Origin of the sequence: Microcoleus sp. Pol14D4 (genome assembly GCF_036701245.1) — a bacterium.
Taxonomy (GTDB): Bacteria; Cyanobacteriota; Cyanobacteriia; order Cyanobacteriales; family Microcoleaceae; genus Microcoleus.
In genome coordinates, this window is the sequence record NZ_JAUBQM010000075.1 from 16,569 (window position 1) to 35,025 (window position 18,457).

Annotated in this window: 15 protein-coding genes and 2 pseudogenes; 6 read left to right on the forward strand and 11 right to left on the reverse strand. The window is 44.8% G+C overall.

The genetic code is table 11. The features are described 5' to 3' along the window. Window positions 1-276: 276 nt before the first annotated feature. From QUA33_RS21975 to QUA33_RS21985, 3 genes are all read right to left on the reverse strand, one after another. Window positions 277-1,668 (reverse strand): ATP-binding protein, encoded by a 1,392-nt coding sequence (locus QUA33_RS21975; protein WP_333151146.1) that lies wholly within the window; start codon window positions 1,666-1,668, stop codon window positions 277-279. Between the two features lie 157 nt (window positions 1,669-1,825). Continuing rightward, complete coding sequence (locus tag QUA33_RS21980; protein WP_333151148.1) at window positions 1,826-2,452, reverse strand: HAMP domain-containing sensor histidine kinase; 627 nt, start codon at window positions 2,450-2,452, stop codon at window positions 1,826-1,828. A gap of 11 nt (window positions 2,453-2,463) precedes the next feature. Beyond that, on the reverse strand, window positions 2,464-2,826 hold the full coding sequence (locus tag QUA33_RS21985; protein ID WP_333151150.1) for a hypothetical protein: 363 nt from the start codon (window positions 2,824-2,826) through the stop codon (window positions 2,464-2,466). 5 nt (window positions 2,827-2,831) lie between these two features. Here QUA33_RS21985 and QUA33_RS21990 point away from each other — a divergent pair. Continuing rightward, a pseudogene (locus QUA33_RS21990) lies at window positions 2,832-3,689 on the forward strand (IS630 family transposase). Window positions 3,690-3,708: 19 nt separating this feature from the next. Here the strand turns inward: QUA33_RS21990 and QUA33_RS21995 are convergent. The 3 genes and pseudogenes from QUA33_RS21995 to petB form a co-directional block, all read right to left on the reverse strand. Continuing rightward, window positions 3,709-4,461, reverse strand: a pseudogene (locus tag QUA33_RS21995) (transposase); the annotation flags it as partial. A gap of 198 nt (window positions 4,462-4,659) precedes the next feature. Continuing rightward, window positions 4,660-5,142 carry a cytochrome b6-f complex subunit IV gene (gene petD, locus QUA33_RS22000; RefSeq protein WP_333095930.1) on the reverse strand — a complete coding sequence of 161 codons (483 nt, stop codon included), beginning with the start codon at window positions 5,140-5,142 and terminating at the stop codon, window positions 4,660-4,662. Window positions 5,143-5,326: 184 nt separating this feature from the next. Continuing rightward, window positions 5,327-5,995 (reverse strand): cytochrome b6, encoded by a 669-nt coding sequence (gene petB / locus QUA33_RS22005; protein WP_015174799.1) that lies wholly within the window; start codon window positions 5,993-5,995, stop codon window positions 5,327-5,329. Window positions 5,996-6,580: 585 nt separating this feature from the next. On the opposite strand from petB, the gene ctpA reads away from it, so the two are divergent. Continuing rightward, window positions 6,581-7,819 (forward strand): carboxyl-terminal processing protease CtpA, encoded by a 1,239-nt coding sequence (ctpA, locus tag QUA33_RS22010; RefSeq protein WP_333151164.1) that lies wholly within the window; start codon window positions 6,581-6,583, stop codon window positions 7,817-7,819. 223 nt (window positions 7,820-8,042) lie between these two features. On the opposite strand, the gene QUA33_RS22015 is transcribed toward ctpA, so the two are convergent. Together QUA33_RS22015 and psaM are read right to left on the reverse strand one after the other, a co-directional pair. Continuing rightward, window positions 8,043-8,459 (reverse strand): slr1601 family putative cell division protein, encoded by a 417-nt coding sequence (locus QUA33_RS22015; RefSeq protein WP_333151152.1) that lies wholly within the window; start codon window positions 8,457-8,459, stop codon window positions 8,043-8,045. A gap of 285 nt (window positions 8,460-8,744) precedes the next feature. Further along, window positions 8,745-8,840, reverse strand: a complete 96-nt coding sequence (gene psaM / locus QUA33_RS22020) for a photosystem I reaction center subunit XII (RefSeq protein WP_015174804.1) — start codon at window positions 8,838-8,840, stop codon at window positions 8,745-8,747. Window positions 8,841-9,177: 337 nt separating this feature from the next. On the opposite strand from psaM, the gene QUA33_RS22025 reads away from it, so the two are divergent. Beyond that, window positions 9,178-9,948, forward strand: a complete 771-nt coding sequence (locus tag QUA33_RS22025; protein ID WP_333095927.1) for a TerC family protein — start codon at window positions 9,178-9,180, stop codon at window positions 9,946-9,948. 489 nt (window positions 9,949-10,437) lie between these two features. Here QUA33_RS22025 and QUA33_RS22035 read toward each other — a convergent pair whose 3' ends face one another. After that, window positions 10,438-11,526, reverse strand: coding sequence for an ABC transporter ATP-binding protein (locus QUA33_RS22035; RefSeq protein WP_333151154.1), 1,089 nt, complete (start codon window positions 11,524-11,526; stop codon window positions 10,438-10,440). A gap of 126 nt (window positions 11,527-11,652) precedes the next feature. On the opposite strand from QUA33_RS22035, the gene QUA33_RS22040 reads away from it, so the two are divergent. Together QUA33_RS22040 and QUA33_RS22045 are read left to right on the forward strand one after the other, a co-directional pair. Continuing rightward, complete coding sequence (locus QUA33_RS22040) at window positions 11,653-13,374, forward strand: iron ABC transporter permease (RefSeq protein ID WP_333151157.1); 1,722 nt, start codon at window positions 11,653-11,655, stop codon at window positions 13,372-13,374. Window positions 13,375-13,402: 28 nt separating this feature from the next. Further along, a complete protein-coding gene (locus QUA33_RS22045; RefSeq protein WP_333151158.1) occupies window positions 13,403-13,924 on the forward strand; it encodes a pentapeptide repeat-containing protein in 522 nt (173 codons plus the stop codon). Window positions 13,925-13,989: 65 nt separating this feature from the next. Here the strand turns inward: QUA33_RS22045 and QUA33_RS22050 are convergent, their stop codons facing one another. Together QUA33_RS22050 and glgA are read right to left on the reverse strand one after the other, a co-directional pair. Then, entirely contained in the window at window positions 13,990-15,039 is a 1,050-nt protein-coding gene (locus QUA33_RS22050) for a Fe(3+) ABC transporter substrate-binding protein (RefSeq protein ID WP_333151160.1), read from the reverse strand. Window positions 15,040-15,802: 763 nt separating this feature from the next. Further along, a complete protein-coding gene (glgA, locus tag QUA33_RS22055; RefSeq protein WP_333151161.1) occupies window positions 15,803-17,278 on the reverse strand; it encodes a glycogen synthase GlgA in 1,476 nt (491 codons plus the stop codon). A gap of 540 nt (window positions 17,279-17,818) precedes the next feature. On the opposite strand from glgA, the gene QUA33_RS22060 reads away from it, so the two are divergent. Continuing rightward, a complete protein-coding gene (locus QUA33_RS22060; protein ID WP_333151162.1) occupies window positions 17,819-18,457 on the forward strand; it encodes a sigma-70 family RNA polymerase sigma factor in 639 nt (212 codons plus the stop codon).

The window sequence follows — 18,457 nt, forward strand, 5'->3', positions numbered from 1 at the left end:
TTAGTCATTAGTCATTAGTCATTAGTCATTAGTCATTAGTTCAAAACTGACGCAACTGGTACATGGTGAAGGCGTGCTTGCGCCCTCACGCCTCACCTTAACCAGTCCGGGACACTGATAAGTTGACAAATCACTCAAAACCTACTATTGACGGCTTCAGCTAGGTCGTTCGGTGTTCGGTGTTTGGGAGACTTCAGAAATTACAGAAAAATTGGGGAAGTGCGATCGTGATATGAGCTCTTACCAGAGTTTACCCTGATTTTTATTTAATTCCCCTTAACTCGCCTTCATCTGTACCCGAGCGCTCTGGTTAATGGGAATCTCAATCACAAATTCTGCACCTTGATCTGGCTGCGAAAAACACCTCAAATCTCCGCCGTGCTTCTCGACAACAATCTGATAGCTGATCGATAATCCCAAGCCAGTGCCATCACCCAGAGGTTTAGTGGTGAAGAAAGGATTAAACAACCGATTTATTACATCGCTTGTCATCCCCGATCCATTATCTTTAAAACTGATTCTTACCCATTCGCGATTCAGCATAGAAGTAGCAATCGTAATCGTCCTAGGCTCGTTTTTAATTTGCTCCGGGCTGCCTTTTTTATCATAGTGATTCAAGGCATAAATGGCATTGCTCAAGAGGTTCATAAATACCTGATTCAACTGACAGGCATAACATTCTATTTGTGGCAAATCTCCGTATTCTTTAATAACTTTAATAGACGAAGAATTCGGCTTAGCCTTGAGCTGACTCTGCAAAAGCACTAGAGTGCTATCGATTCCCTCGTGAATATTAACGGGTTTCATCTCAGCTTCGTCTAGGCGCGAGAAGTTCCGCAACGTCAGCACAATCTGACGGATACGTTCTGCCCCCAATTTCATCGAAGACAGCATTTTAGGCATATCCTCTTGGATATATTCCAGCTCTATTTGCTCAATTAAAGCATCGATTTCAGGGTATTTATGGGCATCGTGCTGCTGGTAAAGCGTGATTAAACTCAATAGCTGATGAGTGTAATCACTGACATAAGTTAAGTTGCCATAGATGAAGTTAACGGGATTATTAATTTCGTGGGCAATACCTGCAATTAGTTGTCCTAAGATCGACATTTTCTCAGTCTGAATAAGCTGAGACTGGGTGCGCTGTAAATTTTGCAATGCCAGTTCTAATTGGATGGCTTTTTCTCGCTCTCGCGCTTCCGATTGCCGCAATTTATCCTCTCTTTCTTGGCGGGAGCGCTCGTTTTCCTTTAGCTGTTGCACATGGCATAAAGTTTTGTTAATTGTAATTTCTAAATCCTGAAAATTTAGAGGCTTAATTAAAAAGTCAAATGCCCCGCCGTTCATTGCCTTTCTGATATTTCCCAAGTCGCCATAGGCAGATATAACTACTGTTTTGACCATAGTAACTAGCTCGTTAAGTTTCGCGAGCAAAGCCATGCCATCCATGACTGGCATATTAATGTCTGTCAGTATAATATCTATATCAGGCTGCTCTCGCAACGTTGAAAGCGCTTCTACGCCATTGTGTGCAAAAAAAACTTGGTATTCTCCGGTGCGGATCTTTTGTCTAAATTTCTGGCAAATTAAAGATTCTAAATCTGGCTCGTCATCCACAAATAATATTTTAGCTGGCAGATTGCGAGCTATTTCGGTCGTAGGCGACATTTTTTGAACTCCTGGGTTTCATTAAATTATCCGACGATTAATATTTATCTACTTTACGTTTTATTATAGATTATTTCAGAAGTAATGAAAAGGCTGATTTGTACAATGGCAAACCGGATGGCTGGAATAGGCTCTGAGTTTGATAGAAGTCGATTGATTAGCTAAGGTCGAGTGCCGCCGTAGTTTGTCTGATTGGAATTTCAATCCATAACTCTGTTCCCTGCCCCACCTCGGAAAAACAGTTCAATGCGCCCCCATGCTTCTCCTGTACAATTTGGTAGCTTATATAGAGACCCGAATCGGTACCTTCACCTACAGGCTTAGTAGTAAAAAATGGTTCAAAAATGCGGTCTTTCACCTCGGCAGTTATTCCCGGCCCATTGTCCCGAATTTGAATGACGACAGGGGATTTTTTCTCTAGCAAAAAAGTGCGAATAGTAATGACCCGCGGGCAAGCGAGGATGCGTTGTTTGTTGTACTCATTCAAAGCATCAATCGCATTAGAAAGGATGTTGATAAACACCTGGTTGAGTTCTCCGGCATAGCATTCCACTAAAGGCAGATTGCTGTACTCCTCGATCGCTTGAATCTCTGGACGCGCCGCCCTTGCTTGAAATTGATTATGCAAAATCAGCAGGCTGCTTTTTATCCCGTCGCGAATGTCAACCGACTTTATGTTAGCTTCATCTAGCCTTGAGAAGTTACGCAAAGACAAAACAATCTTCTGAATGCGGTTAACACCTCCTTTCATCGGAACCAAAATTTGGGGTAAATCTGCTATCATAAATTCCAAATCTATGGCTTCGGTTTCAGCTTGAATCTCAGAACTGGGAGGGTGTACTGCTGATAAAGAGGCAGCAGATGCAGTAGGTCTTGAATATAATCACTGACGTGGCTGATATTGCCGTAGATAAAATTGATGGGGTTGTTAATTTCATGGGCAATCCCCGCAACCACTGTACCCAAAGAAGACATTTTTGCGGTCTCAATCAGTTGAGCTTGGGTCTTTTGTAAGTCTTGCATATAGTTTTGTAAATGCTGAGCTTCTTCTCTAGCGTGAGCTTCTGACTCCCGCAAGCGCTGATTTTCTTTTATAGCAACCGCCAAGGCGGTTACGGTGTAAACTGGAAGTAGTATCTGATGCTGCCCAGATCGCACGACCCTTGCCAAAACCCTACAGTTACGACCTACGTCAGAAAGTCATTCAAGCTATCAAACTAGATGGATTAAAGATTAGTGAAGCGAGTATACTGTTTAATATCAGTTGCAACACAATCGGCTTATGGTTGAAGCGACAAACCGAAACAGGAGACTTTTTAGCATTACCTAATAAGCCAAACGGTAACGGTCATAAAATTAGTGATTGGGAGAAATTTCGTGAGGCAAGCCAAGACTCATGGGAATTAAACTCAAGTTGAAATTGCCTGACTTTGGGATAGAGAAATTAGCTCACGCATAATCTCGCGGGCTTTGAGAAAAATTGGTTTTACTCGAAAAAAAAACCTACGGCTACCGTCCGCGGGATGAAGTCAAGCGTCAGGCTTTTGTAACCGAATTTTCCACCATTCCCTCGGCTCAGATTGTCTATGTTGATGAATCTGGCATGGATAATAGAGACCAGTATGATTATGATTGGAACGAACAGGGGCAATCGGGCCGACGTGAGGGTAGGGTAAATATGATTGCTGCTCTATGTAACCAAAAATTGCTCGCCCCTTTTACCGTCGTTGGAGCGTGTAATCGAACAGTTTTTGAAATGTGGCTAGAAACTTGTTTACTGCCAACACTTGTGACAGGACAGATGGTGGTGATGGACAATGCCACGTTTCATAAAGGTGGTCGAATTGAGGAATTGATTCAAAGTCTAGGGTGTAGATTGTTGTATTTACCGTCGTACTCCCCTGATTTGAACAGGATTGAACAAAGAAGAGTCTTGGCTCAAAAGTCGAATCCGCAAACAATTAAAGCGGTTTGACTATTTGCGTGATGCGATCGAAGATGTCCTACGCCTTGCATCCTAACAGCCTTGGCGGTTGCTATAATTGCCTGTCTTCTTTTGTTTCGGGTGGGTCGTTTTTGTTTGGCTACTGCTAAGTAGTCTTTTATTACTAGATTACGGTAAGTTCTTGGTTTTTTATGGGTTTTTTCTTTGATTTGTTTATACAGGATGTCTATGATTTGTTCTGTATGAACTCTAGCTCCATTTAATATTCCTAAGTCGGTTGGAAAACTAATGTCGGCTGGGGTACAGGTAGCATCTACGATCGAGTTTCCGCGATTAAGTGAGTCATTCTTGGCGTCCGAATCCTTTTTTTTCTGGTTTAATTGGGGTGAGGGGCGGATTTTTTCAACCATTCTTTCGTTAACTTTATTAATCAAGTTCGGACTAATTATTTGCCGAAAATGAACTAATAGAGATGGGTCAAAGGGTTGCTCGTTACTGTAGCTTGATTGACCGATAAAGTATTGTAAATAGGGGTTTTCCCGTATCTGTTCTACTGTGAGGCGATCGCTAATTCCCCGTTTTTCTTTGATGATTAATGCTCCCAATGCCATCCGAAATGATTTGGCTCTTAAGCCCTTTTCTGTGGGGAAGTTTTCAGCATATTCCGCTTAAAACTCTGACCATGGAATTAGCTCGGCCATTTTTATTCAAGGGTTGTTTGATGACAACCTTCCTTCAAAGGGCAGTTCAAACTCGGATGGGAGACTTGAGGCAAGCTCAGCTTTTCTGTACGCGCTCGCACTGGGTGATGCAAGGGTTTTGTAGTATTTTACCTGTTTATCTTGCACACTTTTCTCGATCGCACGAGTCCATAACCAGGCCGTGTAACCTTTGTGCACTTATCCAGCAAGCCCTAAATAAAAAATCCCCAATCCCAACTCTAAAATCTAAAATCTAAAATAAAATGACGCCCGCTAAAGTTTCCCACCAGTACAAAAGCACTTTACAGGAAACCCGCAGGCGTCATAATCAAGCAAACTTAAATCTTAGAAAAGACCCAGTGTGAAAGATTTGTCGATCGGGAAAATAGCACCAATACCCAACCACAGAGTTACCGCAGTTCCCAACAGGAAAACAGTAGTAGCAACAGGGCGGCGGAACGGATTTTGGAACTTATTAACATTCTCGATGAACGGAATCAAAATCAAGCCAAGGGGAACACCAGCCATGCAAGCAATACCCAACAATTTGTTAGGCAAAACGCGCAGGATTTGGAACACAGGCCACAAATACCATTCCGGCAGAATTTCCAGCGGAGTAGCAAAAGGATTAGCAGGTTCGCCAACCAAAGCCGGGTCTAGTACGGCCAAACCCACGCACAGAGAAATCGTTCCCATGATCACTATAGGGAAAACGTAGAGCAAATCATTAGGCCAAGCTGGTTCGCCGTAATAGTTGTGACCCATGCCCTTAGCGAGCTTAGCGCGGAGCGCGGGATCGCTCAAATCTGGTTTTTTGATAATAGACATAGTGAGAGTGTTCTCCTTTTAGTTTTACCCGGGCCTGCCATTCCACTGTATTCGTTAGTTTGAATCAGCGGCGCGATCGCAGGAAGTATTAGCCGTAAATAAATATCATGAGCGATGAATTCTGAATTTTCAACTCACAATTCAGCGGGGGGGCAAAAAAAGTACCGCCCCCCCAACTCAAAACTTACAACGGGCCAGAGATACCTTGCTTGCGAATCATCAAGAAGTGAGCCAGCATGAAGACTACAATCAGCCAAGGCAACACAAAAGTGTGCAAGCTGTAGTAGCGAGTCAAAGTGCCTTGACCGACGCTGACACCGCCGCGCAGCAGTTCAACCATCAAAGAACCGACAAACGGGATAGCTTCGGGGACGCCGGAAACGATTTTAACTGCCCAGTAACCGATTTGATCCCAAGGCAGGGAATAGCCGGTCACGCCGAAAGAAACAGTGATGACTGCCAAGATTACTCCTGTCACCCAGGTTAATTCGCGGGGCTTTTTGAAGCCACCTGTCAGATAAACCCGGAAGATGTGCAAAATCATCATCAGCACCATCATGCTTGCAGACCAGCGGTGGATGGAGCGGATCAGCCAGCCGAAGTTGACTTCAGTCATCAGGTATTGCACTGAAGAAAAAGCTTCTGCTACCGTGGGACGGTAATAGAAAGTCATGGCGAAGCCGGTGGCAAACTGGATCAGAAAGCAAACTAAAGTAATTCCGCCCAAGCAGTAGAAAATATTGACGTGCGGGGGTACGTACTTCGTAGTGATGTCATCGGCGAGCGCCTGAATTTCCAGGCGTTCCTCAAACCACTGGTAGGTTTTTGAGTCGGTGATTTGTTTAGAAAACATGGAGCCAGAATTCCTAAAAGAATATTGCTGTGGTTGAGGTTCAGGGCAGCAGCCACAAGGTTTTTTGTCGCCCCGCGCCGAGCAGCTTGCTTTTATTAGCAAATGCCTGAGGCTATTTTTTAAATTTGGAGCTGACGAAAGGAACTCTATTGTGCGATCGCCTGCAAGCCCTGGGAAACTAAGCGGTGGCTTGTCCCTACTCGCTGGCGTTGCCCGATCGAATTCCAGACTGTGATAAAAAATGTAACATAATTGCCGTGCAATTTTCACACGAGCGAAGCTTTTGCCGAGTCTCAAATACCATGTTCTGCAAGCTCAACATCCGCCCCTACCAGGCATACAGCCAAGAGCCGAGCTACAGACTAAAGTCCGAGCCTGCCTGCGGGTCGCTGGGGCATTAATTTTAATATTAATGATAAAACTTCACTCATTTTGCGATTAAATGTTACATTTAACTAATTTTTTGTTGGCGGACTTTTGACTACTCCCGAATGCCTTGGGGAGAGTTAAATGCCCAAAACCTTAAAAGCCTACAAACTTAAAATACACGAGATGCAATACTTGCCTATCTTTTACAGAAAAATCATGCACAGACGAGTTTTCCAGATTGCTATTGTACTTTTCCTGCAAGTCGCCCTAGTTCTAGGCGGGTGGACGCAGCCTGCGGCGGCGCTGACTCCTGAACAGCAGCTATTGAGCGAAGCTTGGCGAATTGTCAATCGCTCTTATGTGGACGACAGCTTCAACTCTCAAAACTGGTGGTCGATTCGCCAAAAAGCTGTCAAGGAACCGCTTAACGACAGACAGCAGACTTACACGGCTATTCAGGGGATGCTGGCGAAACTCGACGACCCCTTCACTCGACTGCTGAAACCCGAACAGTACCGCAGCTTGCAGGTCAACACTTCGGGAGAATTGACGGGAGTGGGGCTGCAAATTGCGATCGACCCCCAGACAAATGCCCTGACAGTGGTGGCTCCTTTGGCCGGCTCACCGGCGGATAAAGCTGGCATCCAACCCCTCGATCGCATTCTGAAAATTGATGGCACTCCTACCTCAGAATTGACCCTAGACGAAGCAGCAACTCGAATGCGCGGCCGCATCGGCACTGCCGTTACCTTGACCTTGGGGCGCGAGGGAAGGGACGCTGCTGAGGAAATTGAGCTAGTGCGCGATCGCATAGCTCTGAATCCGGTTTACGCCGAATTGCAGTCGGGGTCGGAAAATTTGCCGGTGGGCTACATTCGCTTGAGTCAATTCAGCGCTAACGCCACTGAGGAAGTCGCTCACGCCATCGACCGCTTGGAAAAACAAGGAGCCGCCGCCTACATTCTCGACCTGCGGAACAACCCGGGCGGACTGTTGCAAGCAGGAATTGAAATTGCCCGCCTGTGGCTCGATTCCGGGACGATCGTCTACACGGTGAACAGACAAGGCATTCTCGGCAGTTTTGAAGCCTCTGGACAAGCCCTAACTCACGATCCGCTGATTGTTTTGGTGAACAAGGGAAGTGCCAGTGCTAGCGAAATTTTGGCTGGTGCGCTGCAAGATAACGGCAGAGCTCAACTGGTAGGAGAAAAGACTTTTGGCAAAGGACTGATTCAGTCGCTGTTTGATTTGTCTGACGGTTCCGGGTTGGCCGTGACTGTTGCTAAGTACGAAACACCTAACCATAAAGATATTAACAAGCTGGGGATTGCGCCCGATCGCGTAGTGCCTTTGGAACCTATCGCGCGCGATCAAATCGGCACCGAAGCAGACTTGCAATATCAAGCTGCACTGCAACTACTGAAAGAAAAAACCGTGCTGGCAAAGTCAGTATAAGCCTGAGTTTGAAGTTTTGAGATTGCAACAGGTGACAATACGCAGGTCTGTCTGTCTCTGCGTTTCGTTCGCCCGGACAGACAAGAATCATCCTAAAAACTCTTTTACTCAAAAGTGATATCACGTCCGACAGATTCATCTGTCATTGTTCGCTGTGCGAACCAATGACATACAAGAATGATGCACATCGGACGTGATATCAAAACCCAAAACTCCCCTTCCCTTAAGGTTGGGGGGTTGATTCCTCGGCGTCGGGTACGTCGGCTTCTTGCAAAATCACCGGACGCTGCTGCGGGTCAGCTTGGTTGCTTTGCTCTTGCATCACAGTTTTAGCAAGACTAGGGTCAAAGTAGCGGTTAAAGTCGGCTCGCGACTGATTTACTCGCCCTTGGGTAAGATTGACTTCAGCTTGGATTTCGTGCAATTTTTCTTGCACCGCCCGGTAGTGAGGCCAAAGCTGAACCAAAGCAGAAGTGGCACAGACTGAAAGTACCATGTTGACTGCCAATTTGACGCCTGTTTCGGCCGCGAGGGTTTGGTGAGGGTAAGAACGCTGACGGCTGCTACTGCGACTAGGAGTAACCCGAGGGGATTTTTTTACAGGACGCAGTGGGGTAACGGTGGGTTGAATCGCTTGCATAATGTTTTTTCAAATACCTGAGACTGACGTTTTAGAGTTCAAAAGAGCAAATTCTGAGCTTAACGCACACTCGCCGCTGTTTGTCAGGGTGCTGACAGCCAAAATTGTTGAGACAAAGGTGACGTGTGAAGACAGAATTTCCCCATAAAAATGCCTGCCCTTGCAGTCTCGTCTTGCTGAACACAAACAATCTACTGCACTGCGGCAGTAATTGTCTGTATCTGTAATGCGAGAGATTTAACTGGTCAGGCAGGCGTTTTGCGGTTCGCAACTGGTGTCTGGAAACTATTTGTACAGTTCAGTTGACAGCCGGAAAGCCAAGATTCCGGGAATCAAAGCAATTACGAGCGCTACGTAGACTTGGGTATCTGTTAAAGACATATTCGCAAAACTCCTTTTCGCGGGCACGAGCTTTCACCAATTTGAGACAAATTGGCACTTTTGGGAATCATTTGTTACAACTTGCAACACAAATGGTGCGTCCGGGGGGAGTGCCCCAGTGGTCCAGTGACCCAGTGGCGCAGTTTTTGAGTCTTGGAGGGGGATAATTTTTCCTTGTTGCCTGGGACTGCTTGCTTGGGAAGTTGTTCGGACGATCGCCTCCCACAGAATTACCGCGTTAGGTTAAGATTTAAATGAAGGTGACACTAATTTTAGACAGAGCGGGTAATTTGCGCTGCGCTCGACCCTTGCCAATCTTAGGTTCACAAAATAGTTAATGCTAGATCAATTTCTCGACGCTTCACCCAATTTTGGAGTTGACGGCTTTTTATTATTGTTGGTTTTGGTGGCTTTGGAAGCTGTACTTTCGGCTGACAACGCGATCGCCCTGGCGTCTATTTCTAAAGGTTTAGAAGATGCCAAGCAACAGCAAAATGCTCTCAACTTGGGTTTGATAATTGCTTTTGTCCTGCGGATCTTACTAATTTTAACGGCTACTTGGGTGATTCAATACTGGCAGTTTGAACTGCTTGGCGCTCTCTACCTGCTGTGGCTGGTTTTCCAACATTTTACTTCAGATACAGATTCTGAAGGAGAACATCACGGGCCCAGATTTGCGACTGTGTGGCAAGCAATTCCCATGATTGCTTTTACGGATTTAGCGTTTTCCTTGGATAGCGTTACTACTGCCATAGCTGTTTCTGATAACACTTTTATCGTCGTAACAGGCGCTACTATTGGAATTATTGCCCTGCGATTCATGGCCGGGTTGTTCATCCGCTGGCTGGATGAGTTCGTTCACCTAGAAAGTGCTGGTTACATCACAGTTGGGTTCGTGGGACTGCGGTTGTTGGTGAAAGTAATTAATCCAGATTTAGTTCCTCCCCAATGGCTGCTAGTTTCCAGTATCGTCTTGATGTTTGTGTGGGGATTTTCTAAGCGCACTCTAGAGCCAGCCGAGATTGCAAAATCTCTAGAAATGGCTCTCAATCAGCCGGATTCAGAACTTGCCGTGCGAGAATCGCAAGGACAAAAGTCCGAAAATTAACAGACTTTCATGTGAATAAAATTAGCTTAAATCTGTCAAAACCAACAAGATTTAAGGCTGGTCAAAACCTGCCAAAGCCTTTCATCCCGGTGACTTGGGTCCGGAGATGAAAGGCTTTTATTTTGTAAGATCCTTTCCTTCACTAGCCGATCGAACTTATCGGAGTACAATCGATCCTATGGGAAGGCAGTTATCAAAATCAGACTCAGCAATGGTTAGACTGGTGGGATAGCGAGGGGATTGCTTGCTGAGGGGGTTGGTGGCATATTGGCGATCGATCCGCATCTGAATTGAACCTTGGTGGTGGCTGTATTTTTTGAGGAGTTTAGGGAAATAAGGCGGGCGAGGGGAAGGAGTTGCAGGCGATCGAATTTCACCTGTCGGTTAGAAATGTAACCTTCCTGTTGAGTGGCTGCAAATAACCTTTTCTACATATGGCAACGGTTTTAAATTATTTTTGGGAGATGTCTATTAGCAATTAGCAATTAGCTATGGCTTAGGCTTACCGACAAAGAAAGCTAAGGGAGAATTGTCACCACAAGATAACCGAACTTTAGAACCAATGGGAAAAACATTTCCTGTGGTTGTAAGTGCATATAACTTTTCGCCCGAAGGTGTTTTTAAACAATAACGATTTTCTCTACCTAAAAATTGGCGATCGCAAATCACAACAGCCGACTCTTCATCTAAGTATAAACTTAAATCTTCCTGCCGGATCATCAATTCTCCTTCAGTAGAAACATCACAGGGAACTTGTGAATATGAATCTCCTTTAACAGCAAAACAACCTACTTCTGTTTCCCAAAAATCCTGCTTCAGCGATGCAGAAACAAAATTAGCTTGCGTCACAAACTCAGCCACAAATCGAGATGCTGGTTCTTGATAAACTTCCTCTGGAGTGCCAAACTGTTCTAATTGGCCTTGACGCATCACCGCTACCCAATCTGAAATCGAAAGTGCTTCTTCGCGATCGTGGGTGACAAATACACCAGAGGTTCCCGTTGCTTTGAGAATCTCGCGGACTTCCTGACGCAATCTCAACCGTACTTGTACATCTAAATTACTCAACGGTTCATCTAGTAAAATAATCGCAGGTCGAGGGGCTAAAGCACGGGCCAGCGCCACTCGCTGTTGCTGACCCCCGGATAATTCATGGGGATAACGGTTTTCCAATCCTTCTAATCCCACCAGCGCTAATGCTTCTGTGACACCTTTGTGAATATTATGCTTTGACTCTTTTCCTTGATGCGTCAAGCCAAAAGCTACATTTTTCGCGACTGTCAAATGGGGGAATAGTGCATAGTCTTGAAACACCATACCAATGTCTCGCTGTTCCGGCGGGACTGACATATTAACACTCGCTACAGTTTTTCCTGCTAAAGCGATCGTCCCTGCTTGTAGCTGTTCAAAACCAGCAATTAACCGCAGCAACGTTGTTTTCCCACAACCCGATGGCCCCAACAACCCCAGTATATCTCCTTGATGTAAGGTCAGGGTGACAGATGCCACCGCAGGTGATGCTGCTTGGGAATACTGTTTTGTTACACCATCCAAATGCAGAATTATCGGTCGAGCCATTATTGCTATAAATAATCAACAACTTACAATTCTACAATATACCAGTTTAGTGAGATTAATTATCAGAAAGCCTTGACAAATGTTTACACCTACTGATAAAGTAGCAAGCTAGACTTTTTACTAGCAATGAAAAATTCCCAAAAATCACTACACCAAACAGGAATCAGGACAATCCAATGGCTATCGACCTTACGCGGTCTATCGGCTAGTGGGTGGACACTTGCAGTTATCGCTTTAGCATTGCCGATCGCCATACCAGTTCTCAGTGTCTTATCCAGTATCTTTGTGGAAGCTAAAGATACATGGCAACATTTAACTGAGACCGTTTTAATTCGTTATATTGTCAACTCTTTATGGTTAACGATCGGTGTCGGCTGTGGTGTTGTCGCGATCGGCGTAGGATGTGCGTGGCTAGTAACAATGTGTCGCTTTCGGGCCAGTCGCGTATTTGAATGGGCATTACTTTTACCCTTAGCGGCCCCAGCTTATGTGCTAGCTTATACTTATACAGACTTTTTAGAATTTTCCGGCCCTGTTCAAACTGCTTTGCGGGATATTTTTGGCTGGAGTTATGGAGACTATTGGTTTCCTAACGTGCGATCGCTCCCGGGAGCAATCTTAATGCTAATCTTAGTTTTATATCCCTACGTCTACCTATTAACAAGAGTTGCATTTTTGGAGCAATCCACTTGTACCCTAGAAGCTAGTAGAATACTGGGATGTAGTCCTTGGCGGAGTTTTATTACAGTTGCCTTACCAATGGCAAGACCCGCAATTGTTGCAGGTTTAGCACTGGCTTTGATGGAAACTCTCAACGATTATGGCACAGTTCAGTATTTTGGAATTGATACATTCACCACAGGTATTTATCGGACTTGGTTTGGCATGGGAGAACGAATTGCAGCCAATCAATTAGCTGCCCTGCTATTATTATTTGTTCTAGGTTTAATTTTACTAGAACGCTGGTCGCGCAGTCGGACTAAATATTATCAAGCTAGCAGCCGCTATCGCCAACTACAAACTTATCAACTTAAAGGAATTAGGGAAATCTTAGCCGTAATTGCTTGTTTGATACCGCTATTTTTTGGTTTTTTATTGCCCGCAGGTCTTTTAGTCCAGTTGACATTAGCTAACTGGCAACTCACTTTAAATGAACGTTTTTGGCTTTTTGCCCGTCATAGTTTAATTTTGGCCACCCTGACAGCAATTTTGGCCGTAATTATTGCCTTGATTATGGCTTATGGTTTACGGTTATATCCTAATTTAGGAGTGCAGTTAGGGACTAGAGTTGCGGCAATGGGTTATGCTGTACCTGGTTCTGTGATTGCAGTGGGGATTATGGTTCCCATTGGTAGACTTGACAATCTATTTGATAGTTGGATGCGCCAGCAATTCGGGATTTCTACAGGCTTGTTGTTAAGCGGTACGATCGCAGCTTTGGTATTTGCCTATATAGTTCGCTTCCTAGCTGTTTCTTTAAATGCGGTGGAGTCAAGTTTGAGCAAAATCAAGCCTAATTTAGATGATGCGGCAAGAAGTTTGGGTTATAGTCCGATGCAAACTTTGGTTACAGTTCATACACCAATGATGACTGGAGGTTTACTAACTGCCATGATGTTAGTATTCGTTGATGTGATGAAAGAGTTACCTGCTACTATAATTATTAGACCTTTTAACTTTGATACTTTGGCGGTGCGAACTTATCAACTTGCCTCAGATGAGCGATTGGCTGAAGCTTCGGGCCCAGCATTGGCTATTGTTTTAGTGGGGATGTTACCGGTAATTTTATTGAGTTGGAAAATTGCCCGATCGCGCAAGTGTTCAACTGAGTTAACGGTTAACAGTTAAAGGTTAGATTATCCCTTTACAAATCAAGATGATTAATAAAAATTCACCAATCTTTACCCGTACTACTGGCACAATCTCCTTCTTACTACTTACTTTTTTTGTCACCTTGGGATGTCAAAAACAGGTGGCAAGCCCCCTCGAAACATTACAAAAAACTAAGCAATGTCCAGGATGTGACCTGACTGATACCAAGTTAAGTGACATTGATTTAACCAGCGCTAATCTCAATGGTGCTAAATTGGAAGGTGCTGTGCTAGAAAATGTCAAACTTAATGAAGCCTTACTCGATAGTGTCAATCTCAAAGGTGCAAATTTAAAAGGTGCTTCTCTGGAAAAAGCAGGTTTATTTTCCGCCGATCTCACAAATGCTGATTTGAGTAAGGCAAATCTTAAGGGGGCTTTTTTGCGAGGGGCAAAACTGAATAATGCCAATCTTAGTAATGCCGATTTAAGTGAAACTGACTTAAATAGTGCTGATTTGACTGGGGCAAACCTGAAAGGGGCAAACCTGAAAGGTGCTATCATGCCGGATGGTAAAATTAAAAATTAAAGTTGATTGGATTCGGCGGTTTCAACCGCCGAATCACAAAGAGTAGCTTCTTTTTCAAAAAGCCTCTATTTCCATCCTGCGCGATCGGCAATCTTTAAAGCTTCGGGGTTATTTTTCCCAAACACATCAGGGTTGAGAGGGTCAGATTTGAATGTACCAAAACTTGCAACTGCAGGATCGATCGCCACACCTGAAATCACAGGGTATTCGTTATTACTCCTAGCAAAAATTTGTTGCGCTTCGCGACTGGCTAAGTGTTCCAAGAATTTGATCGCGCCTGCTTTGTTACGGGAGGTTTTGACTACACCCCCACCACTAATATTGACGTGGGTACCGCGATCGCGCTGGTTGGGGAAAAATACACCTACTTTCGCCGCGATCGCCTTTTCTGCTGGATCTTTCGATTTCATTAAGCGAGCTACATAATAGGTATTAACAAGGGCAATATCGCCTACCCCATCAGCAACAGCCTTGATTTGCGCCGTATCATTTCCTTCTGGAGGACGTGCAAAATTAGCCACCAATCCTCGCGCCCAAGCTTCTGTTTTTTGAGGTCCATGAACCGCTAGCATGGCCCCAACAAGAGACTGATTATAGATATTAGTGGACGATCGCACTAAAATTTTGCCTTTCCACCGAGGTTCTGTCAGCGCTTCATAGGTTGACAATTGGGCAGGGTTCACCTTGCTTTTGTTATAAACAATCACCCGTGCCCGGCGCGATAGACCAAACCAGAAACCTTGAGGATCTCGCAAACTTGCTGGAATTGCCGATGTCAGGACTGTTGAAGACACGGGTTGCAGAATACCTGCTTGTTTTGCCCGCCACAAACGCCCACCATCCACCGTGATGAAAACATCAGCGGGGCTATTTGCACCTTCACTTTTGATCCGTTCAATTAGTTGGTCAGCATCGGCTTCAACGAGGTTAACCTTGAGCCCAGTTTTTTTGGTGAAGCTTTGGTACAACTCATTATCAGTGTCGTAGTGACGTGCTGAATAAAGGTTGAGAGTGCCGGTTTGGGCTGCGACAGGGGCTTTTTTGCTTAGTTCCCCCACGGCCACGACAGCCATTGCTGTACCGCTGGCAAGAAAAATACGCCGAGAAATGCTCATTGTTCTATAATGATAGATTTTTTCATCTGGTAATTGACACGATGGTACATCTACAGCCATCTACAGTCATTGTTTTACTATATTAATGCAAGTAATTCTTATTTGATTATCAAAAGCGTAAGTATTTTAGGGCTGACGCACCCGTGGTCAGAAATCCGGTCTCGATTTCGCTCAACCGGCAGTTTTTTCCCGAAAAGACTTTGTGGTAGCCCGCAGATTAGGTAAAAAATGGGCTTTGCACAATTTGAGGATGATTGTTGTAGGGTGTCCCGCCTCCTGTGAAAATACACGCCTTCGGGTTCTTGGGCCCATCCCACAAAAAAATCAAAATAATGCCGCTATTGTGCAACATCAAAAAATTTGCTTATGAAGGTTTTGATTCGTCCAGAACTGTATTTATGACAAAGATTTTTGCAGATTAGGTATCACAACACTTGTTAGCAACAGACATCTCCAAAAACTCCCAAGCCCTATCCCCCATAGTTTTCTGACTGTCTGCCTTTTTAGGACAGACAGTAGCTTTTACTAATTGCCAGTGACAACAACCTCCAGAAGTTTTATTAAATTTAGCCGATCGGTAAATTTAAAAACATTCCTTAAACAACCTCGCACTCAAAAAAAAGCAACAGCCATCTCCCAAGCGATTCGCGTCAACACCATGTATCAACTGCCGGAATTCTCGACCAGGTTCAACGGCCACCAAGACGCGGGCTAGCTGTACACACCCTACAGTTAGTAACTTCTACACGGCTAGCCCCACTGATTATTTGTGTCGAATTAGCTCGTAAATTTCCACATAGTCTTTAGCTGGATATTTCCACGAATTGTCACAATTCATGCCTTGAAGCATGAGTTTTTCAAATTCATCATGATAGTCATACCACAATCCGATCGCCCGATCGAGCGCCGACTCCAAAGCGGCGTAGTCGGTTTGATAAAACACGTAACCGTTCCGTTCTTCTGGGAGGTGGCGGGTGTCGTAATCTCGATCGAACACAGTATTCACCAAACCGCCAACTCCCCGCACCACAGGAACAGTACCGTACCTCAACCCAATCATCTGAGTCAGCCCGCAGGGTTCGTAATTACTGGGAACCACAATTATATCCCCACCCGCATAAATTAAGTGCGACAGTTCCTCATTAAAACCTAGTTCTAAATGGCAGTCTGGATTGTCATTTAAAAAGTATTTTTCGTGCTGGAAATGAGCGTTAATTCCCGCTTCCGTCGCGGAACCCAAAAGCACGAATTGCGCTCCCTTACTCAGAGAGTAATAAATTGCATGGTGGACGAGATGAACGCCTTTTTGGTCGTCCAAACGACCGATAAAGGTAATAATAGGCTTGTCAGCATCGCGCAGTAACAACCGATCGCGCAAAGCTTTTTTAGTTTTGGCTTTTCCTGCCAAATCATCCTTAGTGTAGTGGTGCGGAATGTAGCTATCGCTTTCGGGATTCCACACATCATAATCAATGCCGTTGAGCACCCCGCGAAACTTCTCTTGATACAAGTGCAAAGTGTGGCCCAAACCGTAGCCAAACTCGCCGAGGTGAGCTTCCCAAGCGTGGTGTGGCGAAACCGTGGTGACAAAGTTCGAGTAAACAATACCACCTTTCATAAAGTTGATAGCAAAAGGGTTAAAGTTATCTCGGAGGCGATCGTAATCAAAATAATAATCCGGTCTGTGCAAACCCGTTGCTTCCAAAATATCGCTACCTCCCATGCCTTGATGTTTGAAATTGTGAATGGTATAGCAGACTCGCTGATATTCCATCCAATTGTATTTGTATATTTCAAACAGCAGGACTGGAACCAAACCAGTTTGCCAATCGTGACAGTGAATCACATCGGGACGCTTGTTGCTTCTGAGCAAAAATTCCAAAGCGGCTTTGCTGAAAAATGCAAACCGCATATTGTCGTCATTGCACCCGTAATAACAGCCGCGATTAAAAAAGTTATCTTGAGAGCGAGGTTCGATGAAAAAACACAACTGCCCGTGCACCCAGCCGCACAAGACATCACAGAGGATTTCGCCGCCGTACCAAGGCACAGCCAAATCCCGGTAGGCCTCGTGAAGTCCCCAAATGTGGTCGTACCTCATGCAGTCGTACTTGGGTAGAATAATCTCAACGCAGTGACCGGAATTCTGCAACTCCCGACTCAAACCGTAAACTACGTCGCCCAAACCCCCTGCTTTAATGACGGGGGCGCACTCCGAGGCAATTTGTACTATGTACATTTTTTTTCTCGCTCCTGGATGAATCAAAAAAATATTTTCTTAACTTGACAAAGTATATGATTTCTAGGCAGATAAGCAAGTCGGCCATTGGGAATACAGCGAAATACGCACAGCTAGAGGATTTTAGGGCAGATTCGGGCGATCGGTGATATCGTTTCCGCTCAGATCTAAATTATTTAAACCGCAGAGAAGGCAGAGAACGTATCCGTGAGTTCAATCTAAAATCGATTTATTAACCCATTTGCTGGCATTTGTCAACTAAATATTTTTAAAATTTTTGCCTAATTTGCGCGAAATTTTCTCGCACGATGCTGATAACTGATTGGCACAGAGCACCTGTTCGACTGCCAAACATCAACAGGACTTACGCATCTAAGGGCGGTGTTACAAGGGTTTGAGATTCTTCGTTTCACTTGCCAATGACACAATTACCTTGAAATGCGTCCAGGACTAATCAAATCAGGAATTTTATCTTGGAATTTAAACCAGCAAATGCCGTGTGCAGCCTTCATCCAGAGACTCTTAAGGAGGCGCTCGCCGATGCCCGACACCAACGGTAAGGACAACAATTTAAACCAACAACTGCAACAGCTAGTTGCTGAAGCCTGTTCGCATCCGCCCAAAAGCTTGATGCGGCGGGAAAAACTCAGCGAGATAGTGAGGCTGATTGTAAAATCCGGCAAACTTTGGCAAGAAGACACGCCTCATTACAACGATGCTTTACAGCAAACTTGGGTGTATTTTTGTCGCAATGTTTGCGAAGCGAACACCGCAAACAAACCTTACGATCGCAATCTGGGCAGCCTCATTACTTGGCTGGACAAATATCTCAAGATGCGGCTGAAAGACTTCACTATCGAACAAACGCAGGAAAAAGTTAGACGTGATTTACCGTTGATTTCAGAAGACTCAGCAGAAATTAACCCGATCGATAATATCGAAAACCCGCCGACTTATTCTGACAGTCCGCTAGCCATCCTAGAAGAGACAAAAAAATGGGTGCGGGCAGATCCGGAGGGGGAATTGAGAAGCGTTCACATCAAAGAACGCCCCGATGTCACTTGCCAAACCTTAATTCTGAGGCGTCTTCCCCCGGAGACTCCGGGAGCGTGTCACTTTTGCAATAAGTACAAATACTTAAATAAGGCTGTTGTGACCAATTGCAGCCATTCTGAGTAA